This is a genomic window from Microbacterium sp. NPDC064942 (assembly GCF_049545525.1).
GTDB classification, from domain to species: Bacteria; Actinomycetota; Actinomycetes; order Actinomycetales; family Microbacteriaceae; genus Microbacterium; species Microbacterium gawkjiense.
Genome location: NZ_JBMWDR010000001.1, coordinates 454,341 through 469,491, shown reverse-complemented (window position 1 = coordinate 469,491; position 15,151 = coordinate 454,341). Strand labels below are relative to the sequence as shown.

Here is a 15,151-nt window from a genome sequence, read left to right as displayed (position 1 = left end):
TCGAATCTCGGCCGGTCAGAGCATGCAGGAGACGCACTCGGTCATGTCGGTGCCTTCGAGCGCCATCTGACGGAGACGGATGTAGTAGATCGTCTTGATGCCCTTGCGCCAGGCGTAGATCTGCGCCTTGTTGATGTCGCGCGTGGTGGCGGTGTCCTTGAAGAACAGCGTCAGCGACAGGCCTTGGTCGACGTGCTGGGTGGCGGCGGCGTAGGTGTCGATGACCTTCTCGTAGCCGATCTCGTACGCGTCCTCGTAGTACTCGAGGTTGTCGTTCGTCATGAACGGCGCCGGGTAGTAGACGCGGCCGATCTTGCCTTCCTTGCGGATCTCGATCTTCGACGCGATCGGGTGGATCGAGCTCGTCGAGTTGTTGATGTACGAGATCGAGCCCGTCGGCGGGACGGCCTGCAGGTTCTGGTTGTAGATGCCGTGCTTCTGGATGGATGCCTTCAGCTCGAGCCAGTCCTGCTGGGTCGGGATGTGGATGCCCTCGAAGAGCTCCTCGACCCGGGCCGTCGCCGGCTTCCACTCCTGCTCGGTGTACTTGTCGAAGAACTCGCCCGAGGCGTACTTCGAGTCCCAGAAGCCGTCGAAGACCTGACCGCGCTCGATGGCGATCTTGTTCGAGGCCTGCAGCGCGTGGAACAGCACCGTGTAGAAGTAGATGTTCGTGAAGTCGACACCCTCCTCCGAGCCGTAGTGGACGTGCTCGCGGGCGAGGTAGCCGTGCAGGTTCATCTGGCCGAGGCCGATGGCGTGCGACTTGTCGTTGCCGTCCTCGATGGAGCGGACCGAGCGGATGTGGCTCTGGTCGCTGACCGCGCTGAGGGCACGGATGCTGGTCTCCACCGTTCCGGCGAGGTCGCGGCCGTCCATCGCGAGGGCGATGTTCATCGAGCCGAGGTTGCAGGAGATGTCCTTGCCGATCTGGTCGTACGAGAGGTCCTCGTTGAACGTCGTCGGCGTGTTGACCTGCAGGATCTCCGAGCAGAGGTTGGACATGTTGATCCGACCCTTGATCGGGTTGGCCTTGTTCACCGTGTCCTCGAACATGATGTACGGGTAGCCCGACTCGAACTGGATCTCGGCGAGGGTCTGGAAGAACTCGCGCGCCTTGATCTTGGTCTTCTTGATGCGCGCATCGTCGACCATCTCGCGGTACTTCTCGGTGACCGAGATGTCGCCGAAGGGCACGCCGTACACCCGCTCGACGTCGTACGGCGAGAAGAGGTACATGTCCTCGTCGTTCTTCGCGAGCTCGAACGTGATGTCGGGGACGACGACACCCAGCGACAGCGTCTTGATGCGGATCTTCTCGTCCGCGTTCTCGCGCTTGGTGTCGAGGAACTTCATGATGTCGGGGTGGTGGGCCGAGAGGTACACGGCACCGGCGCCCTGACGCGCACCCAGCTGGTTGGCGTAGCTGAAGCTGTCTTCGAGAAGCTTCATGACGGGGATGATGCCCGACGACTGGTTCTCGATCTGCTTGATCGGGGCGCCCGCCTCGCGGATGTTCGAGAGGAGCAGGGCCACGCCGCCGCCGCGCTTGGACAGCTGCAGCGCGGAGTTGATGCCGCGGGCGATCGACTCCATGTTGTCCTCGATGCGCAGGAGGAAGCAGGAGACGAGTTCGCCGCGCTGCGCCTTGCCGGCGTTGAGGAAGGTGGGGGTGGCGGGCTGGAAGCGGCCCGACAGGATCTCGTCGACGAGCTTCGTGGCGAGGTCCTGGTCACCGGCGGCGAGGGCGAGAGCGGTCATCACGACGCGGTCCTCGAAGCGCTCGAGGTAGCGCTTGCCGTCGAAGGTCTTGAGCGTGTAGCTCGTGTAGTACTTGAACGCGCCGAGGAACGTGTCGAAACGGAACTTCTGCGCGTAGGCGTGGTCGTTGAGCCACTGGATGAACTCGAACGGGTACGCGTCGATGACGGCGCCCTCGTAGTACTCCTTCTCGACCAGGTAGTCGAGCTTCTCCTTCAGCGAGTGGAAGAAGACGGTGTTCTGGTTCACGTGCTGCAGGAAGTACTCCCGCGCCGCGCGCTTGTCGGCGTCGAACTGGATCTTCCCGTCCTCGCCGTAGAGGTTCAGCATCGCGTTCAGGGCGTGGTAGTCCATGCCCTCGAAGCGCGCCTCCGTCTTGAAGGCCATATCGGTCACTGCAGCTTCCACCAGTCTTCCAATCCGCCGCTCACGCGGTCGACGTCCTCGGGCGTGCCGAATACTTCCAGCCGGTACAAGTGCGGCACCTGACACTTGCGGCTGATGATGTCCCCGGCGAGGCAGAACGACTCGCCGAAATTGCTGTTACCTGCGGAGATGACTCCGCGGAGCAGGCTCCGATTGCCCTCGTCGTTGAGGAAGCGGATGACCTGCTTGGGAACCGCGCCCTTCTCTTCTCCTCGACCCTGGCCGCCCCCGTACGTGGGGGTGACCAGGACGTAAGGCTCCTCGACGTGGAGCACGGGTTCGGAGGAGTGGAGCGGGATGCGGCGTGCCGGCATCCCGAGCTTCTCGATGAAACGTGCGGTGTTACCCGACACGCTCGAGAAGTAGACGAGCAGCGGCACGTTCGTCACGACGGCCGCGCTCATCGCTCAGACCAGGCGCGAGGCGAGCTCGTCGATCTTGTCGGGACGGAAGCCCGACCAGTGGTCCTCGTCGGTCACGACGACGGGGGCCTGCAGGTAGCCGAGCGACTTGACGTGCTCGAGCGCCGCCGGGTCCTCGGAGAGGTCGAGGACCTCGTAGTCGATGCCCTTGGAGTCCAGCGCGCGGTACGTCGCGTTGCACTGCACGCAGGACGGCTTCGTGTACACAGTGATCGCCATTCGTCGAACCTCTCTCGTCCTCCGGAACCCGTCGCGCGGGGTCCATCTCGTGTGAAATCTGGGGGTGAATCCATTGGCCGGAAGGCTGGGAGCCCGCCGGGAGCTCAATACTACATATGGGTACGGACACCGGGAAGCACCACAAGGGGTAGTAGTTACATCCGTGTAGTTTTTCCGCCGTCCTCCACAGGTACAACACAAGTTCTCCACCGTTTCATCCCCAATCCGGCAGGTCCGGAAGGGGGTCGAAAAGGCCAGGATTCCGGCCGAAACCCTCCCGGGTTCGGACGGTTGTCCACAGGTCGCACGCTAGAGCGGGCCACCGACATCCGATTCCGGGACCGGTCGGCGTGTCGGGCGTGTCGCGGCGTGTCGCACCGGCCCCGCACCCCCGTCGGACGTCGTCGGCGGTCGGTACGATGAAGGGGTGGCGGGATACTCGGAACTCCTGCGCGTCCCGGGTGTCGCGCGCATCATCGCGGCACAGTTGACGGCACGGTTCCCGAGCGGGATGACGAGCCTCGCCGTCCTCCTCCACGTCGAGCAGTCGACCGGGTCGTACGGCGCCGCCGGCATCGTCCTCGCCGCTCTGTCGATCGGCCAGGCGATCTCCGGCCCGGTGACCAGCCGGTGGATGGGTGTCTGGGGGATGCGGCGCGTCCTCACCCTCACCGCCGTCGTCTGCGCCGCCGCCGTGTTCGCCCTCGCCCTCAATCCGTTCGGGATGCCGGGGTTCATCGTGTTCGGCTTCATCGCCGGCATCGCCAACCCGCCCGTGCAGCCGGCCGTCCGCACGATCTACCCGAAGATCGTCACCTCGCGGCAGCTGACGCCCCTCTTCTCGCTGGATGCGAGCCTGCAGGAGATCATCTGGATCTTCGCGCCCGTCGTCATCACCCTCGTCGCGACCCAGGTCGGCAGCGTCCCCGCGCTCCTGCTGATCGTCGTCATCCTCATCGGTGGGTGCGCCTGGTTCATCGCCTCGCCCGAGGTGGGGCGCGTCCGCATCCCCCGCAGCCGCCGCGGCTTCGGTCGCGTCCTCGGCAAGCCCGTCGTGCTGCTCTCGACCGTGACCGGCTTCCTCCTCGTGGGGGCGTGCGCTGCGGTCGAGGCGGGCGTTGTCGCGACCTTCGGGCACGAGGGCATCGAGGCGGGTCTCGTGCTCGCCGTCTTCGCCGTCGGCAGCCTCGCGGGCGGCCTCGGGTTCGGGCACATCCCGATCGGCCGCTGGGCGATGGCCCGCCGCCTCACGATCGTGGCCGTCGGGGTCACTTTCGTCATCATCAGCCTGAACGCCTGGTGGATGGGCGCCTCGCTCTTCGTCGCGGGCCTCGGCATCGCCCCGGCCCTCGCCGTCATGTTCGCCATCACGAGCGCGAGCGTCCGCTTCAGCGAGACCGCCGAGGCCTACGGCTGGATCGGCACCGGCCAGCTCATCGGCGCCGCGGCCGGCTCGGCCGTCGCGGGGTTCCTCATCGACGGCATGGGGGCGGTCGGCGCCTTCTTCGCCGCGTCGGCGTTCGCCGTCGCGGGCGCGCTCGTGGCGGCGGTCTTCGTGCGCGGGTTCCCCGACCTCCGCGGCCGCGACGCGAGCCCGATCCCCGACACCGAGCCGGTCCCCCTCATCACCTGAGCGCGGTCAGCGGATCCGCCCGAGCAGGAACAGCAGGGCCCGACCGTAGGCGTCGGCGGGTTCGGGATGCCGGAAGCGGTGGGGCGCGGCATCCACGTCGATCTCGACCTCGTGCGTGTCGGGAAGGCGACGGAGCGCGCGGAACGTGCCGCGGAGCATCTCGCGCAACTGGGCCTCGGACGGCAACCACAGCGCATCCTCGAGCGCGACCGAGTCCAGCGCCCACTCGGTCGTGCCGTTGAAGGCGAGCAGGTCGCCGGTCGGATAGCTGCGCGCCTCGACCGTCATCTCGCTGACCGTGTAGACGTCGGCCTCGAACTCGGGCTCGTCGAGCTGGAACCGGTCTCCGGAGCGGGGACGCCAGATCAGGCCGCTCGCGCGCAGCTCGCGTGCCAGGTCGGTGGAGATCATCCCCCCATCCTGGCCCGGCGCCGCGGTGCGGGGCCCGTCCTAGGCTGAGAGCATGCCGTCACCCGTCACCCTCCCCCGCCTCGGTTGGGGCGACCCGCGCGCGCCGCGGCACGCCCTCCTCGTCCACGGTCTGGGCTCGAACGGCGCGCTCATGTGGCGCTACGCCGTCGCCCTCGCCGACGCCGGCTGGCACGTCGAGGCCGTCGACCTGCGCGGGCACGGCACCGCCCCGCGCGCGCTCGACTACTCGATCGCGGCGTACGCGACCGACCTCGTCCACACCCGTCCCACCGACGACGGGACGTGGGACCTCGTCCTCGGCCACTCCCTCGGCGGCGCCGCCGCGACCGTCGCTGCGGCCGACGCGCCGACGTGGACCCGCCATCTCGTGCTCGTCGACCCCGCCATCCACCTCTCCGACGAGGACCGTGAGAGCGTCCGCGCGAGCCAGGAGCAGGCGTTCGCCGACACCTCGATCGCCGCCGTCCGCGCCGCCCACCCCGGGTGGCTCGAGGTGGACGTCGAGCTGAAGGCGATCGCCGCCGCGCAGGCGAGCCGCTCGGCGGTCGAGGCGACGGGCACGCAGAACACCCCGTGGGATGTGCGGGAGGCGGCATCCCGTCTCACCGTGCCGACCCACGTCATCGCCGGCGATCCCGCGGTGTACTCCATCTTCACGGGGGCGCTCGCGGACGAGGTGCAGCAGAACCCGCTCGTGTCGATGGCCGTCGTGCCGGGCACGGGGCACTCGCCCCACCGCGATGCTCCGGATGCCGCCGCGCGGGCCCTGCTCGACGCGGTCGCCGCCTGGGGGCTGGGCGCATGAGCTTCGATCCGACTGCCCACCTGCCCGACGATCTGCTCGCGCGCATCCGCTCGCGCGCGGCCGCCGTCGACGCCGAGAACGTGTTCCCCGAGGAGGACCTCGCCGACCTCCGGGCGGCGGGTTACCTCGCGATCCTCGTGCCGACGGAGCTCGGCGGTGCGGGACTCGGCCTGCGTGAGGCATCCGTCCTGCAGCAGCGGCTCGCAGGCGCGGCCCCCGCCACGGCGCTCGCGATCAACATGCACCTCGTGTGGACCGGTGTCGCGAAGGTGATGTCCGACCGGGGCGACGACGCCCTGCGCTTCCTGCAGGAGGGCGCGGCCCGCGGCGAGGTCTTCGCCTTCGGCATCAGCGAGGCGGGCAACGACCTTGTGCTGTTCGGAAGCGACACGGATGCCGCGCCCCGGCCCGACGGCTCGTACGCCTTCACGGGCACCAAGATCTTCACGTCGCTCGCGCCGGTGTGGACGCACCTCGGGCTCCACGGCCTGGACGCGTCCGACCCCGACGACCCGCGGCTCGTGTTCGGCTTCGTCCCGCGCAGCGACGCCGTCGTCACGCGCGACGACTGGGACACGCTCGGGATGCGGGGCACCCAGTCGCGCACGACCGAGCTGCACGGTGCGGTCGCCCCCGCCGACCGCATCGTCCGGAAGCTGCCCGTCGGTCCGAGTCCCGACCCGCTCGTCGTCGGCATCTTCAGCGCTTTCGAGATCCTGCTGGCCTCGGTCTACACCGGCATCGCGCGGCGTGCCCTCGACCTCGCGGTCGAGACCGCGCGCGCCCGGACCTCGAAGAAGACGGGCCGTGCCTACAGCCAGGACCCCGACATCCGGTGGCGGGTCGCCGACATGGCCCTCGCCTACGACGCCCTGCCCGTGCAGGTCGAGACCCTCGCCGCCGACGTCGACGGCCTCGTCGACCACGGCGCGATGTGGTTCCCGAAGCTGTCGGCGATCAAGCACCGCGCGGCGGTGACGGCGAAGCAGGTCGTCGACGAGGCGATGCTCGTCGCGGGCGGCTCGTCGTTCTTCACCCGCAACGAACTGAGCCGGCTCTACCGCGACGTGCTGGCCGGTCTGTTCCACCCGTCCGACCCCGAGTCGGTGCACGGCGCGCTCGCGAACGCGTGGCTGGGTCCGCTCGAGCCGTGAGTCGCCCCGGCGCGTGAGGGGCGCCGTGGCAGGATGGCCGAATGGCCCGCATCCCGTACGGCTCGCTGAGCACCGCTGATCAGCAGCGGTATCGCGGGCTCCGCACCATGAAGGCGGTCGCGCTCGGCGCCCTGCTGTTCATGGCGATCGTCTTCGTCATCGCGTTCATCCTCGAGAAGGACCTCTCGGGCTGGGGGTACGTGCGCGCGGCGGCCGAGGGCGGCATGGTCGGCGCGCTCGCGGACTGGTTCGCGGTGACGGCGCTGTTCCGGCATCCGCTCGGCATCCCGATCCCGCACACGGCGATCATCCCGCGCCGGAAGGACGAGATCGGTCGCACGCTCGGCGAGTTCGTCGAGACCAACTTCCTCGAGGGCGGCGTCGTCCGCCAGAAGCTCGAGTCCACGCACATCGCGCGGACCGCGGGCACCTGGCTGCAGGACCCGGCCCACGCGAAGACTGTCGCGGCCGAGGCGTCGACGATGGCCAGCGGCATCCTCACGGCGCTGAGCGACGACGAGGTGCAGGACCTCATCAGCGACCTCGCTCACGAGCACCTGCTGAGCCCGTCGTGGGGTCCGTCGCTCGGGACGTGGCTCTCGCGGGTGGTGGACGCCGACGCCCACCGCGGCGCGGTCGACCTGGGCGTCGACAGCATCGCCCGCTGGCTCGACGCGAACCGCGAGGCGTTCGACGGCCTCGTCTCGCGCCGTCTGCCATCCTGGGTGCCGTCGGTGGCGATGCGGCTCGTGGACGACACCGTCTACCACGAGGCGACGAAGTTCGTCGCGGCCGTGCAGCGCGACCCTGAGCACCCGGCGCGCAAGGCGCTCGACCAGTACCTCGAGCGTCTCGCCGACAACCTGCAGCACGACCCCGAGACCATCGGCCGGCTCGAGGGCGCGAAGAGCGCCGTCTTCGACAGCCCGCGGGTGCGCGCCCTCGCCGCCGACGCATGGAACACCGCGAAGGCCGGCCTGCTGCGCTCCCTCGCCGACGAGGACAGCCCGCTCCGCCGTCGCGTGACCGCCGCACTCGGCGACCTCGGCGCCCGGCTCGCGACCGACACGGCCCTGCAGGAACGCGTCGACAAGCGCATCGCGGATGCCGCCGTCTTCCTCGTCGACCGCTACCGCCACGACATCGCCTCGATCATCACCGACACCGTGGAGCGGTGGGACGCCGACGAAACGAGTCAGAAGATCGAGCTGCAGGTCGGCCGCGACCTGCAGTACATCCGCCTCAACGGCACGATCGTGGGCGCCCTCGCCGGTCTCGTGATCTTCACCGTCGCCCACCTGCTGCTCCCCTGACCATGGCGCTCTCCGCAGACCCGCTCTGGCCGCGCGCCGGGGACTGGCCGGCCCCGGACGGGCGGGTGGATGCCGCGATCCTCGGCCTGCCCGCCTTCCGAACGTCGCTCTCGCCCACCGGGGCGCACGCGACACCCGCCGCCGTGCGCGAGGCGCTGCGCCGATTCAGCCCGACCCTGCTCGGGCCTCCCCCCGTCGACCTGAACGCGGCGCTCCGGATCGCGGACGCCGGTGACGTCGCCGACCCCGACGGCCCCGAGGGCGAGGCGCGCGTGCGCGAGCGCGTCCGCGGGCTGCGCGCGGCATCCGGTCTCGTGATCGCCCTCGGCGGCGACAACTCCGTCACCTACGCGACCGCACAGGGAGCGGGGGTGTCGGGCCTCATCACCCTCGACGCGCACTTCGATCTGCGCGACGGGGTGTCGAACGGCTCCCCCGTGCGCCGCCTCGTCGAGGACGGTCTCGACCCGCGGCGCATCGTGCAGATCGGCATCGCGGACTTCGCCAACTCAGTCGCCTACGCCGAGCGCGCCGCCGACCTCGGCATCACGGTCATCACCCTCGACGAGGTGCGCCGCCGCGGCGCCGAGGACGTCATGATCCAGGCACTGTCGATCGCGGGCACCGCCGGTGACGTGCACCTCGACATCGACGTGGACGTCTGCGACCGCTCCGTCGCGCCGGGATGCCCGGCATCCGTCCCCGGCGGACTCGAGGCGTGGGAGCTGCGCGCCCTCGTCCGCGCGGCGGCCGGGGATCGTCGCGTCGTCAGCGCCGACGTCGTCGAAGTCGACGCGACGGCGGATGCCGCAGACGGCCGCACCGTCAGACTCGCGGCGCTCTGCGTCCTGGAACTGCTCGCCGGAAGGGCCCTCGCATGATCACCCTCATCCTCGTCCGTCACGCCAAGAGTGACTGGGGCACCGGACTCGACGACCACGAACGTCCGCTGAACGACCGCGGGCGGCGGGATGCCCCGGTCATGGCGCGACGGCTCGCCGCGACCGGCGTGCGACCGGCCCGCATCCTGTCGTCGACCGCCGTGCGCGCGCGGACGACGGCGCAGACGTTCGCAGACGCCCTCGGCGTTTCGGTCGAGACCGATGAGGGCCTGTACGGCGCCCCGGGCTCGCGGCTGCTCGCGACCGCCGCCGCGTGCGGCGTCACCGACGTCATGGTCGTCGCGCACGACCCGGGGATGACGGTGCTCGCCGAGCAGCTGTCGGACGGCGGGATCGGCGCGATGCCGACGTGCGCCGTCGCGACCTTCGTCTGGGACACCGACGATTGGGACGTCGCGACCGCCGTCCCGGCGGCGCGCTGGAATCTCGACACCCCGCGGGACGTCAGCGGGGACTGATCACCTCGCCGCCGCGGTACACGCGGTGGACGAGCGGCACCCCCGGCCGGTAGGCCAGGTGCCGCCGACTCGGTGCGTCGAGGACGACGAGGTCCGCGCGCGCACCCACGCCGAGGTGGCCGACGTCGCTGCGGCGCAGCGCCCGCGCTCCCCCGGCGGTCGCCGCCCACACTGCTTCGCCGACGGTCATCCCCATCTCGCGCACGGCGAGAGCGATCATGAGCGGCATCGAGCTCGTGAACGACGAGCCCGGGTTGCAGTCGCTCGCGAGCGCCACTGTGACACCGGCGTCGAGGAGCCGTCGCGCGTCGGGGTACGGCTGCCGCGTCGAGAACTCGACGCCCGGGAGGAGCGTCGCGACCGTGTCCGACGCAGCGAGGGCCGCGATGTCGGCATCCGTCAGATGGGTGCAGTGGTCGACGGATGCCGCGCCCAGCCGCACCGCGAGCTGCACCCCCGGCCCCTCGCCGAGCTGATTGCCGTGCACGCGGACGCCGAGCCCGGACGCCGCACCGGCGCGGAGGATGCGCTCGCTTTCGGCCTCGGTGAACGCACCCCGCTCGCAGAACACGTCCACCCACCGCGCGTGCGGGCGGACCGCGGCCAGCATGGCGTCACACACGAGGTCGACGTACGCCTCGCGGGCGGCTCCCTCGGGGACGACATGCGCCCCGAGGTACGTGACCTCGTCGGTGACCTCGGCGGCCAGCCGGGCGAGACGTTCCTCGCCGTCGAGAGTGAGGGCGTACCCGGTCTTGACCTCGAACGTCGTCGTCCCCTGCGCGTGCAGCTCAGCCACGAGCGCGGCGAGACGTGCCCGCAGCTCGTCGTCCGTCGCCTCCCGGGTGGCGGCGACGGTGCGGCGGATGCCGCCCGCGGCATACGGGACGCCCGTCATCCGCGCCTCGAACTCGTCGGCTCGGTCGCCGGCGAACACGAGGTGCGTGTGACTGTCCACGAAACCCGGGATCACCGCACGCCCGCCGAGGTCGACGCGCGTGACCCCTGACCGCGAGACAGCATGCGCAGCACGAGACGTCGACGACGGACCGCTGTCTCGGGTTGCCGCTGCAGTCTCGGCGTCGGAGGCGGCGCCCACCCACGCGACCCGGCCGCCGGCAACGAGGAGGGCGGCGTCGGCGATGGTCGCGGTCGGGGCCGCGGCATCCGCGTTCGTCGTCAGCTCGGCGATGCCGGTGAAGAGGGTGGCCATCACGCGTCCAGCATGGGGACGGTCAGGCCGCGCTCGCGGGCGACCTCCTTCGCACGGTCGTACCCGGCGTCGACGTGGCGCATGACGCCCGTGCCGGGGTCGTTGACCAGGACCCGCGCGAGCTTCTCGGCGGCGAGGGCGGAACCGTCGGCGACGGTGACCTGCCCGGCGTGGATCGAACGCCCGATGCCGACACCGCCGCCGTGGTGGATCGACACCCACGCCGCCCCCGACGCCGTGTTCAGCAGCGCGTTCAGGAGCGGCCAGTCGGCGATCGCGTCCGAGCCGTCGGCCATCGCCTCGGTCTCGCGGTACGGGCTCGCGACCGACCCCGCGTCGAGGTGGTCTCGGCCGATCACGATCGGACCCGACAGCTCACCCGAGGCGACCATCTCGTTGAATTTCAGGCCCGTGAGGTGGCGCTCCTTGTAGCCCAGCCAGCAGATGCGCGCGGGCAGGCCCTCGAAATGCACCTTCTCACCGGCCTTCTCGAGCCAGCGGTGCAGCGCGGTGTCGTCGGGGAAGAGCTCCGCGACGGCGCGGTCGGTCTTCGCGATGTCCTCCGGGTCGCCCGACAGCGCGACCCACCGGAACGGTCCCTTCCCCTCCGCGAACAGCGGCCGGATGTAGGCGGGGACGAACCCGGGGAACGCGAACGCGCGGTCGTAGCCGCCGAGCTCGGCTTCGCGGCGGATCGAGTTGCCGTAGTCGAAGACCGCGGCCCTGGCATCCTGGAACCCGACCATCGCCTCCACGTGCCGCGCCATCGACGCCCGCGACCGCTCGGTGAACCCCTCGGGATCGGCGGAGGCCTGCGCCTTCCACTCCTCGAACGCGACGCCCGACGGCAGGTAGGCGAGCGGGTCGTGCGCGCTCGTCTGGTCCGTCACGATGTCGACCGGGATGCCGCGGCGCAGCAGCTCCGGGAACACGTCCGCCGCGTTCCCCACGACGCCGATCGAGCGCGCCGCGCCCGTCGCCTTCGCCGTGAGCGCCCGCTCGACGGCCGCATCGAGATCGGCGGTGTGCTCGTCGAGGTAGCCGTGCTCCACGCGGCGGCGCAGGCGCGACTCGTCGACGTCGACGACGAGCACCGCTCCCCCGTTCATCGTGACGGCGAGCGGCTGCGCGCCCCCCATGCCACCGGCGCCGCCCGTCAGGGTGAGGGTCCCCGCGAGCGAGTCGCGGCCGAGCGAACGCGCGACGGCGGCGAACGTCTCGTACGTGCCCTGCAGGATGCCCTGCGTGCCGATGTAGATCCACGACCCCGCCGTCATCTGGCCGTACATCGTCAGGCCCAGGTGCTCGAGCCGGCGGAACTCGGGCCACGTCGCCCAATCGCCGACGAGGTTCGAGTTGGCGATGAGCACCCGCGGCGCCCACTCGTGCGTGCGGAACACGCCGACCGGCTTGCCGGACTGCACGAGCAGCGTCTCGTCGGGCTCCAGCTCGTCGAGCGTGCGGACGATCGCGTCGTACGCCTCCCACGTGCGGGCCGCCTTGCCCGTGCCGCCGTAGACGACGAGGTCCTCCGGGTGCTCGGCGACCTCGGGGTCGAGGTTGTTCATCAGCATCCGCTTGGCCGCCTCGGCGCCCCAGCTCTTCGCGGTGCGTTCGGCGCCTCGCGCCGCGCGGACGGTGCGGGTCGTGGTCGTGTCGGTCATGCCTGTTCTCCTTCGAACGGTGCGGCACTCGAGCGGAGATCTGCGCTCGAGCGGACGGTTTCGGGGTCGTTCGTCCGCGCGACGGCGGATGTCCGCTCGGCGGCTGGTCCGAACGCGGTGCGGGCGACCTCGCCCGACACCACGAGCCGCGTCACGGCCTCGATGTCCGGGGAGACGAAGCGGTCGGGCCCCGGTCCCTCGACGACCGTGCGGACGAGGTCGCGCACGGCGCCGGTGACCGGCGCGGGCTGCAATGGAGCGCGCAGGTCGAGGGCGCGGCATCCCGTCACCACCTCGATCGCGAGGACGCGCGCGAGCCCGTCGATCGCGCGACGCAGCTTGCGGGCGGCGGCCCAGCCCATCGACACGTGGTCCTCCTGCATCGCCGACGACGGGATCGAGTCGACGGATGCCGGCACGGCGAGACGCTTGAGCTCCGAGACGATCCCCGCCGCGGCGTACTGCGCGATCATGAGGCCGCTGTCGACGCCCACCTCGTCGGCGAGGAACGGCGGCAGCCCGTTGCTGCGCGTGCGGTCGAGCGCCCGGTCTGTGCGGCGTTCGGAGATCGAGGAGACGTCGGCCACGGCGATCGCGAGGAAGTCGAGGACGTACGCGACCGGCGCACCGTGGAAGTTGCCGTTCGACTCGACCCGGCCATCGGGGGTCACGACGGGGTTGTCGACGGCCGACGCCAGCTCGCGCTCCGCGACCGTGCGGGCGTGATCGAGGGTGTCGCGGGCGGCGCCGTGCACCTGCGGCGAGCAGCGCAGCGAGTAGGCGTCCTGCACGCGGGTGCAGACGGCCGGGTCGCGGTGGCTCGCGACGATCGGCGAGTCGGCGAGTGCGTGCCGTAGGTGCGCGGCCGAGACCGCCTGCCCCGACTGCGGGCGGAGCGCCATGAGGTCGGCCGCGAAGACGGCATCCGTCCCCAACTGGCTCTCGACCGAGAGAGCGGCGGCGAGGTCGGCGGTCGCGAGCAGGGTGTCGAGGTCGGCGAGGGCGAGCGCCAGCATCCCGAGCATGCCGTCGGTGCCGTTGATGAGGGCGAGACCCTCCTTCTCCTCGAGCACGAGGGGACGGATGCCGCTGGTCGCCAGTGCCTCGGCGGCATCCGTCCGCGTGCCGTCCGCCGTGCGGACCGGTCCCTCGCCGAGCGCGGCGAGCGCGATGTGCGAAAGCGGGGCGAGGTCGCCCGAGCAGCCGAGCGAGCCGTACTCGTGCACGATCGGGGTGATCCCGGCGTTGAGCATCGCCGCGTACGTCTCGACGACGACCGGGCGGACGCCGGTGCGACCGGTCGCGAGGGTCTGCAGGCGCAGCAGCTGAAGCGCGCGGACGACCTCGCGCTCGACCTCGGGTCCCGTTCCCGCCGCATGCGAGCGGATGAGGCTCGCCTGCAGCTGGCGGCGCCGGTCGGGGGCGATGAACGTCGTCGCGAGCGCGCCGAAGCCGGTCGAGATGCCGTAGTGCGGCTGCGGGTCGTCCGCGAGGCGCTCGATGAGGGCGCGGGTCTCGGCCGTGCGGGCGAGCGCGGCGTCGGAGACCTCGACGCGCGCGTCGTGCCGGGCGACGGCGACGACCTCGGCGGGTGTGAGCGGGGCGTCGCCGAGGGTGACGGTGGTGAGGACGGGCATGATCCGATTCCATCGGTTGCGCCGACTCCAAAGGCGGCGCGCGTGGCATCCTGTGTCTGTGATCTCAGACAAGCCGCGGGCGCCGATCTCAGACAAGCCGCGGGCGCCGATCCCAGACAAGCCGCGGGCGCCGATCCCAGACAAGCCGCAGGTCCCCGCCGCGGATCAGACGCTCCGCATCCTGAGCTTCCTGGCGCACCAGCGCGGGCCGGTGGCGGCGCAGACGATCGCGAGCCATCTCGGCATCCCGCGGTCGAGCATCTACCACCTGCTCGCGGCGATGACCGCGCACGGGTTCGTCGTGCACCTCGAGGGCGACCGGCGCTGGGGACTCGGCACCGCCGCGTTCGAGCTCGCCGGCGGGTACGCGCGACAGGAGCCCCTCGCCCGCCTCGGCCGACCGATCGTCGCGCAGCTCGCCGACCGCGCCGGCGAGAGTGCGCACCTCGCCGTCATGACGGGCCGCGACGTCCTTTACATCGTCGAGGAGCGCGCACCGCGACGGCCCGCGCTCATCACCGATGTGGGCGTCCGCCTCCCCGCGCACCTCACCGCGACCGGGCGCGCCATGCTCGCCGCGCTCCCCCGCGAGCAGGTCCGCGCATTGTTCCCCGACGCGGCATCCCTCTCCCCCCAGCGCACGGGTCGTGGACCCGGCCGCCCTGCCGAACTGCGCGAACTGCTGCGGCACACCCGCGCCGCCGGGCACGCGAGCGAGGACGGCGAGGTGACGCTCGGCTTCCGCTCGGTCGGCGTCGCCGTCCGGGACCACGCCGAGTGGCCCGCCGCTGCGATCGCCGTGACCTGGCCCGACGACGCCGCCGCCGACCCCGAGCACCTCGCGACCCTCACCGCCGAGGCGGCCGCCGAGCTCTCCCGCCGCATCGGGCACCGCTGACCGCGCCGGGACCGCGGACGGACGCCCTTCGCTGCCGCAGGCGTCCGGCAGTAGCCCCGTGGCCCCGCCGCTACCGCGCCGCCGGGCAACAACCGCGGAGATCCGCGCGGTCACGGCAGGATCGGGCCGGTTCCGGCCCGCAAACCACGAGAACTCCGCGGATGTGGCCCGGAGCCCCACGCAACCCGTCGTCCGCAGCACCGCCGGTCCGGCC

Annotated in this window: 14 protein-coding genes; 7 read left to right on the top strand and 7 right to left on the bottom strand. The window is 71.2% G+C overall.

What is annotated here, in order from left to right; genetic code table 11:
* Positions 1 to 15: 15 nt before the first annotated feature.
* The 3 genes from nrdE to nrdH are packed head-to-tail and all read right to left on the bottom strand — an operon-like array spanning position 16 to position 2,828.
* A complete protein-coding gene (gene nrdE / locus ACPEH2_RS02285) occupies positions 16 to 2,148 on the bottom strand; it encodes a class 1b ribonucleoside-diphosphate reductase subunit alpha (protein WP_217532303.1) in 2,133 nt (710 codons plus the stop codon).
* A gap of 5 nt (positions 2,149 to 2,153) precedes the next feature.
* A complete protein-coding gene (nrdI, locus tag ACPEH2_RS02280) occupies positions 2,154 to 2,591 on the bottom strand; it encodes a class Ib ribonucleoside-diphosphate reductase assembly flavoprotein NrdI (protein WP_423718162.1) in 438 nt (145 codons plus the stop codon).
* Positions 2,592 to 2,594: 3 nt separating this feature from the next.
* On the bottom strand, positions 2,595 to 2,828 hold the full coding sequence (gene nrdH, locus ACPEH2_RS02275) for a glutaredoxin-like protein NrdH (RefSeq protein WP_018188439.1): 234 nt from the start codon (positions 2,826 to 2,828) through the stop codon (positions 2,595 to 2,597).
* Positions 2,829 to 3,255: 427 nt separating this feature from the next.
* Between nrdH and ACPEH2_RS02270 the strand changes: the two genes are divergently transcribed.
* Positions 3,256 to 4,461, top strand: a complete 1,206-nt coding sequence (locus ACPEH2_RS02270; protein ID WP_423718161.1) for an MFS transporter — start codon at positions 3,256 to 3,258, stop codon at positions 4,459 to 4,461.
* Between the two features lie 6 nt (positions 4,462 to 4,467).
* Here ACPEH2_RS02270 and ACPEH2_RS02265 read toward each other — a convergent pair whose 3' ends face one another.
* A complete protein-coding gene (locus ACPEH2_RS02265; RefSeq protein WP_423718160.1) occupies positions 4,468 to 4,872 on the bottom strand; it encodes a pilus assembly protein CpaE in 405 nt (134 codons plus the stop codon).
* Positions 4,873 to 4,924: 52 nt separating this feature from the next.
* On the opposite strand from ACPEH2_RS02265, the gene ACPEH2_RS02260 reads away from it, so the two are divergent.
* From ACPEH2_RS02260 to ACPEH2_RS02240, 5 genes are read left to right on the top strand one after another with little or no spacing between them, the layout of a single operon-like run.
* Positions 4,925 to 5,698: an alpha/beta fold hydrolase gene (locus ACPEH2_RS02260; RefSeq protein ID WP_423718159.1), complete on the top strand. Its 774-nt coding sequence runs from the start codon at positions 4,925 to 4,927 to the stop codon at positions 5,696 to 5,698.
* Complete coding sequence (locus ACPEH2_RS02255; RefSeq protein ID WP_423718158.1) at positions 5,695 to 6,852, top strand: acyl-CoA dehydrogenase family protein; 1,158 nt, start codon at positions 5,695 to 5,697, stop codon at positions 6,850 to 6,852. The genes ACPEH2_RS02260 and ACPEH2_RS02255 overlap by 4 nt, the downstream gene beginning before the upstream one ends.
* Before the next feature lie 41 nt (positions 6,853 to 6,893).
* The gene (locus ACPEH2_RS02250; RefSeq protein WP_423718156.1) at positions 6,894 to 8,165 is read left to right on the top strand and encodes a DUF445 domain-containing protein; all 1,272 of its coding nucleotides are present in this window, start codon (positions 6,894 to 6,896) and stop codon (positions 8,163 to 8,165) included.
* Positions 8,166 to 8,167: 2 nt separating this feature from the next.
* Entirely contained in the window at positions 8,168 to 9,046 is an 879-nt protein-coding gene (locus tag ACPEH2_RS02245; RefSeq protein ID WP_423718155.1) for an agmatinase family protein, read from the top strand.
* Positions 9,043 to 9,525, top strand: coding sequence for a SixA phosphatase family protein (locus tag ACPEH2_RS02240; protein WP_423718154.1), 483 nt, complete (start codon positions 9,043 to 9,045; stop codon positions 9,523 to 9,525). The genes ACPEH2_RS02245 and ACPEH2_RS02240 overlap by 4 nt, the downstream gene beginning before the upstream one ends.
* Here the strand turns inward: ACPEH2_RS02240 and hutI are convergent.
* The 3 genes from hutI to hutH are packed head-to-tail and all read right to left on the bottom strand — an operon-like array spanning position 9,512 to position 14,039.
* Positions 9,512 to 10,738, bottom strand: coding sequence for an imidazolonepropionase (gene hutI, locus ACPEH2_RS02235; protein ID WP_423718303.1), 1,227 nt, complete (start codon positions 10,736 to 10,738; stop codon positions 9,512 to 9,514). The genes ACPEH2_RS02240 and hutI overlap by 14 nt on opposite strands.
* The gene (hutU, locus tag ACPEH2_RS02230; protein WP_423718152.1) at positions 10,738 to 12,402 is read right to left on the bottom strand and encodes a urocanate hydratase; all 1,665 of its coding nucleotides are present in this window, start codon (positions 12,400 to 12,402) and stop codon (positions 10,738 to 10,740) included. The genes hutI and hutU overlap by 1 nt, the downstream gene beginning before the upstream one ends.
* Entirely contained in the window at positions 12,399 to 14,039 is a 1,641-nt protein-coding gene (gene hutH, locus ACPEH2_RS02225; RefSeq protein ID WP_423718151.1) for a histidine ammonia-lyase, read from the bottom strand. The genes hutU and hutH overlap by 4 nt, the downstream gene beginning before the upstream one ends.
* A gap of 58 nt (positions 14,040 to 14,097) precedes the next feature.
* Here hutH and ACPEH2_RS02220 point away from each other — a divergent pair, with 58 nt between their 5' ends.
* Entirely contained in the window at positions 14,098 to 14,937 is an 840-nt protein-coding gene (locus ACPEH2_RS02220; protein WP_423718150.1) for an IclR family transcriptional regulator, read from the top strand.
* Positions 14,938 to 15,151: the final 214 nt, after the last annotated feature.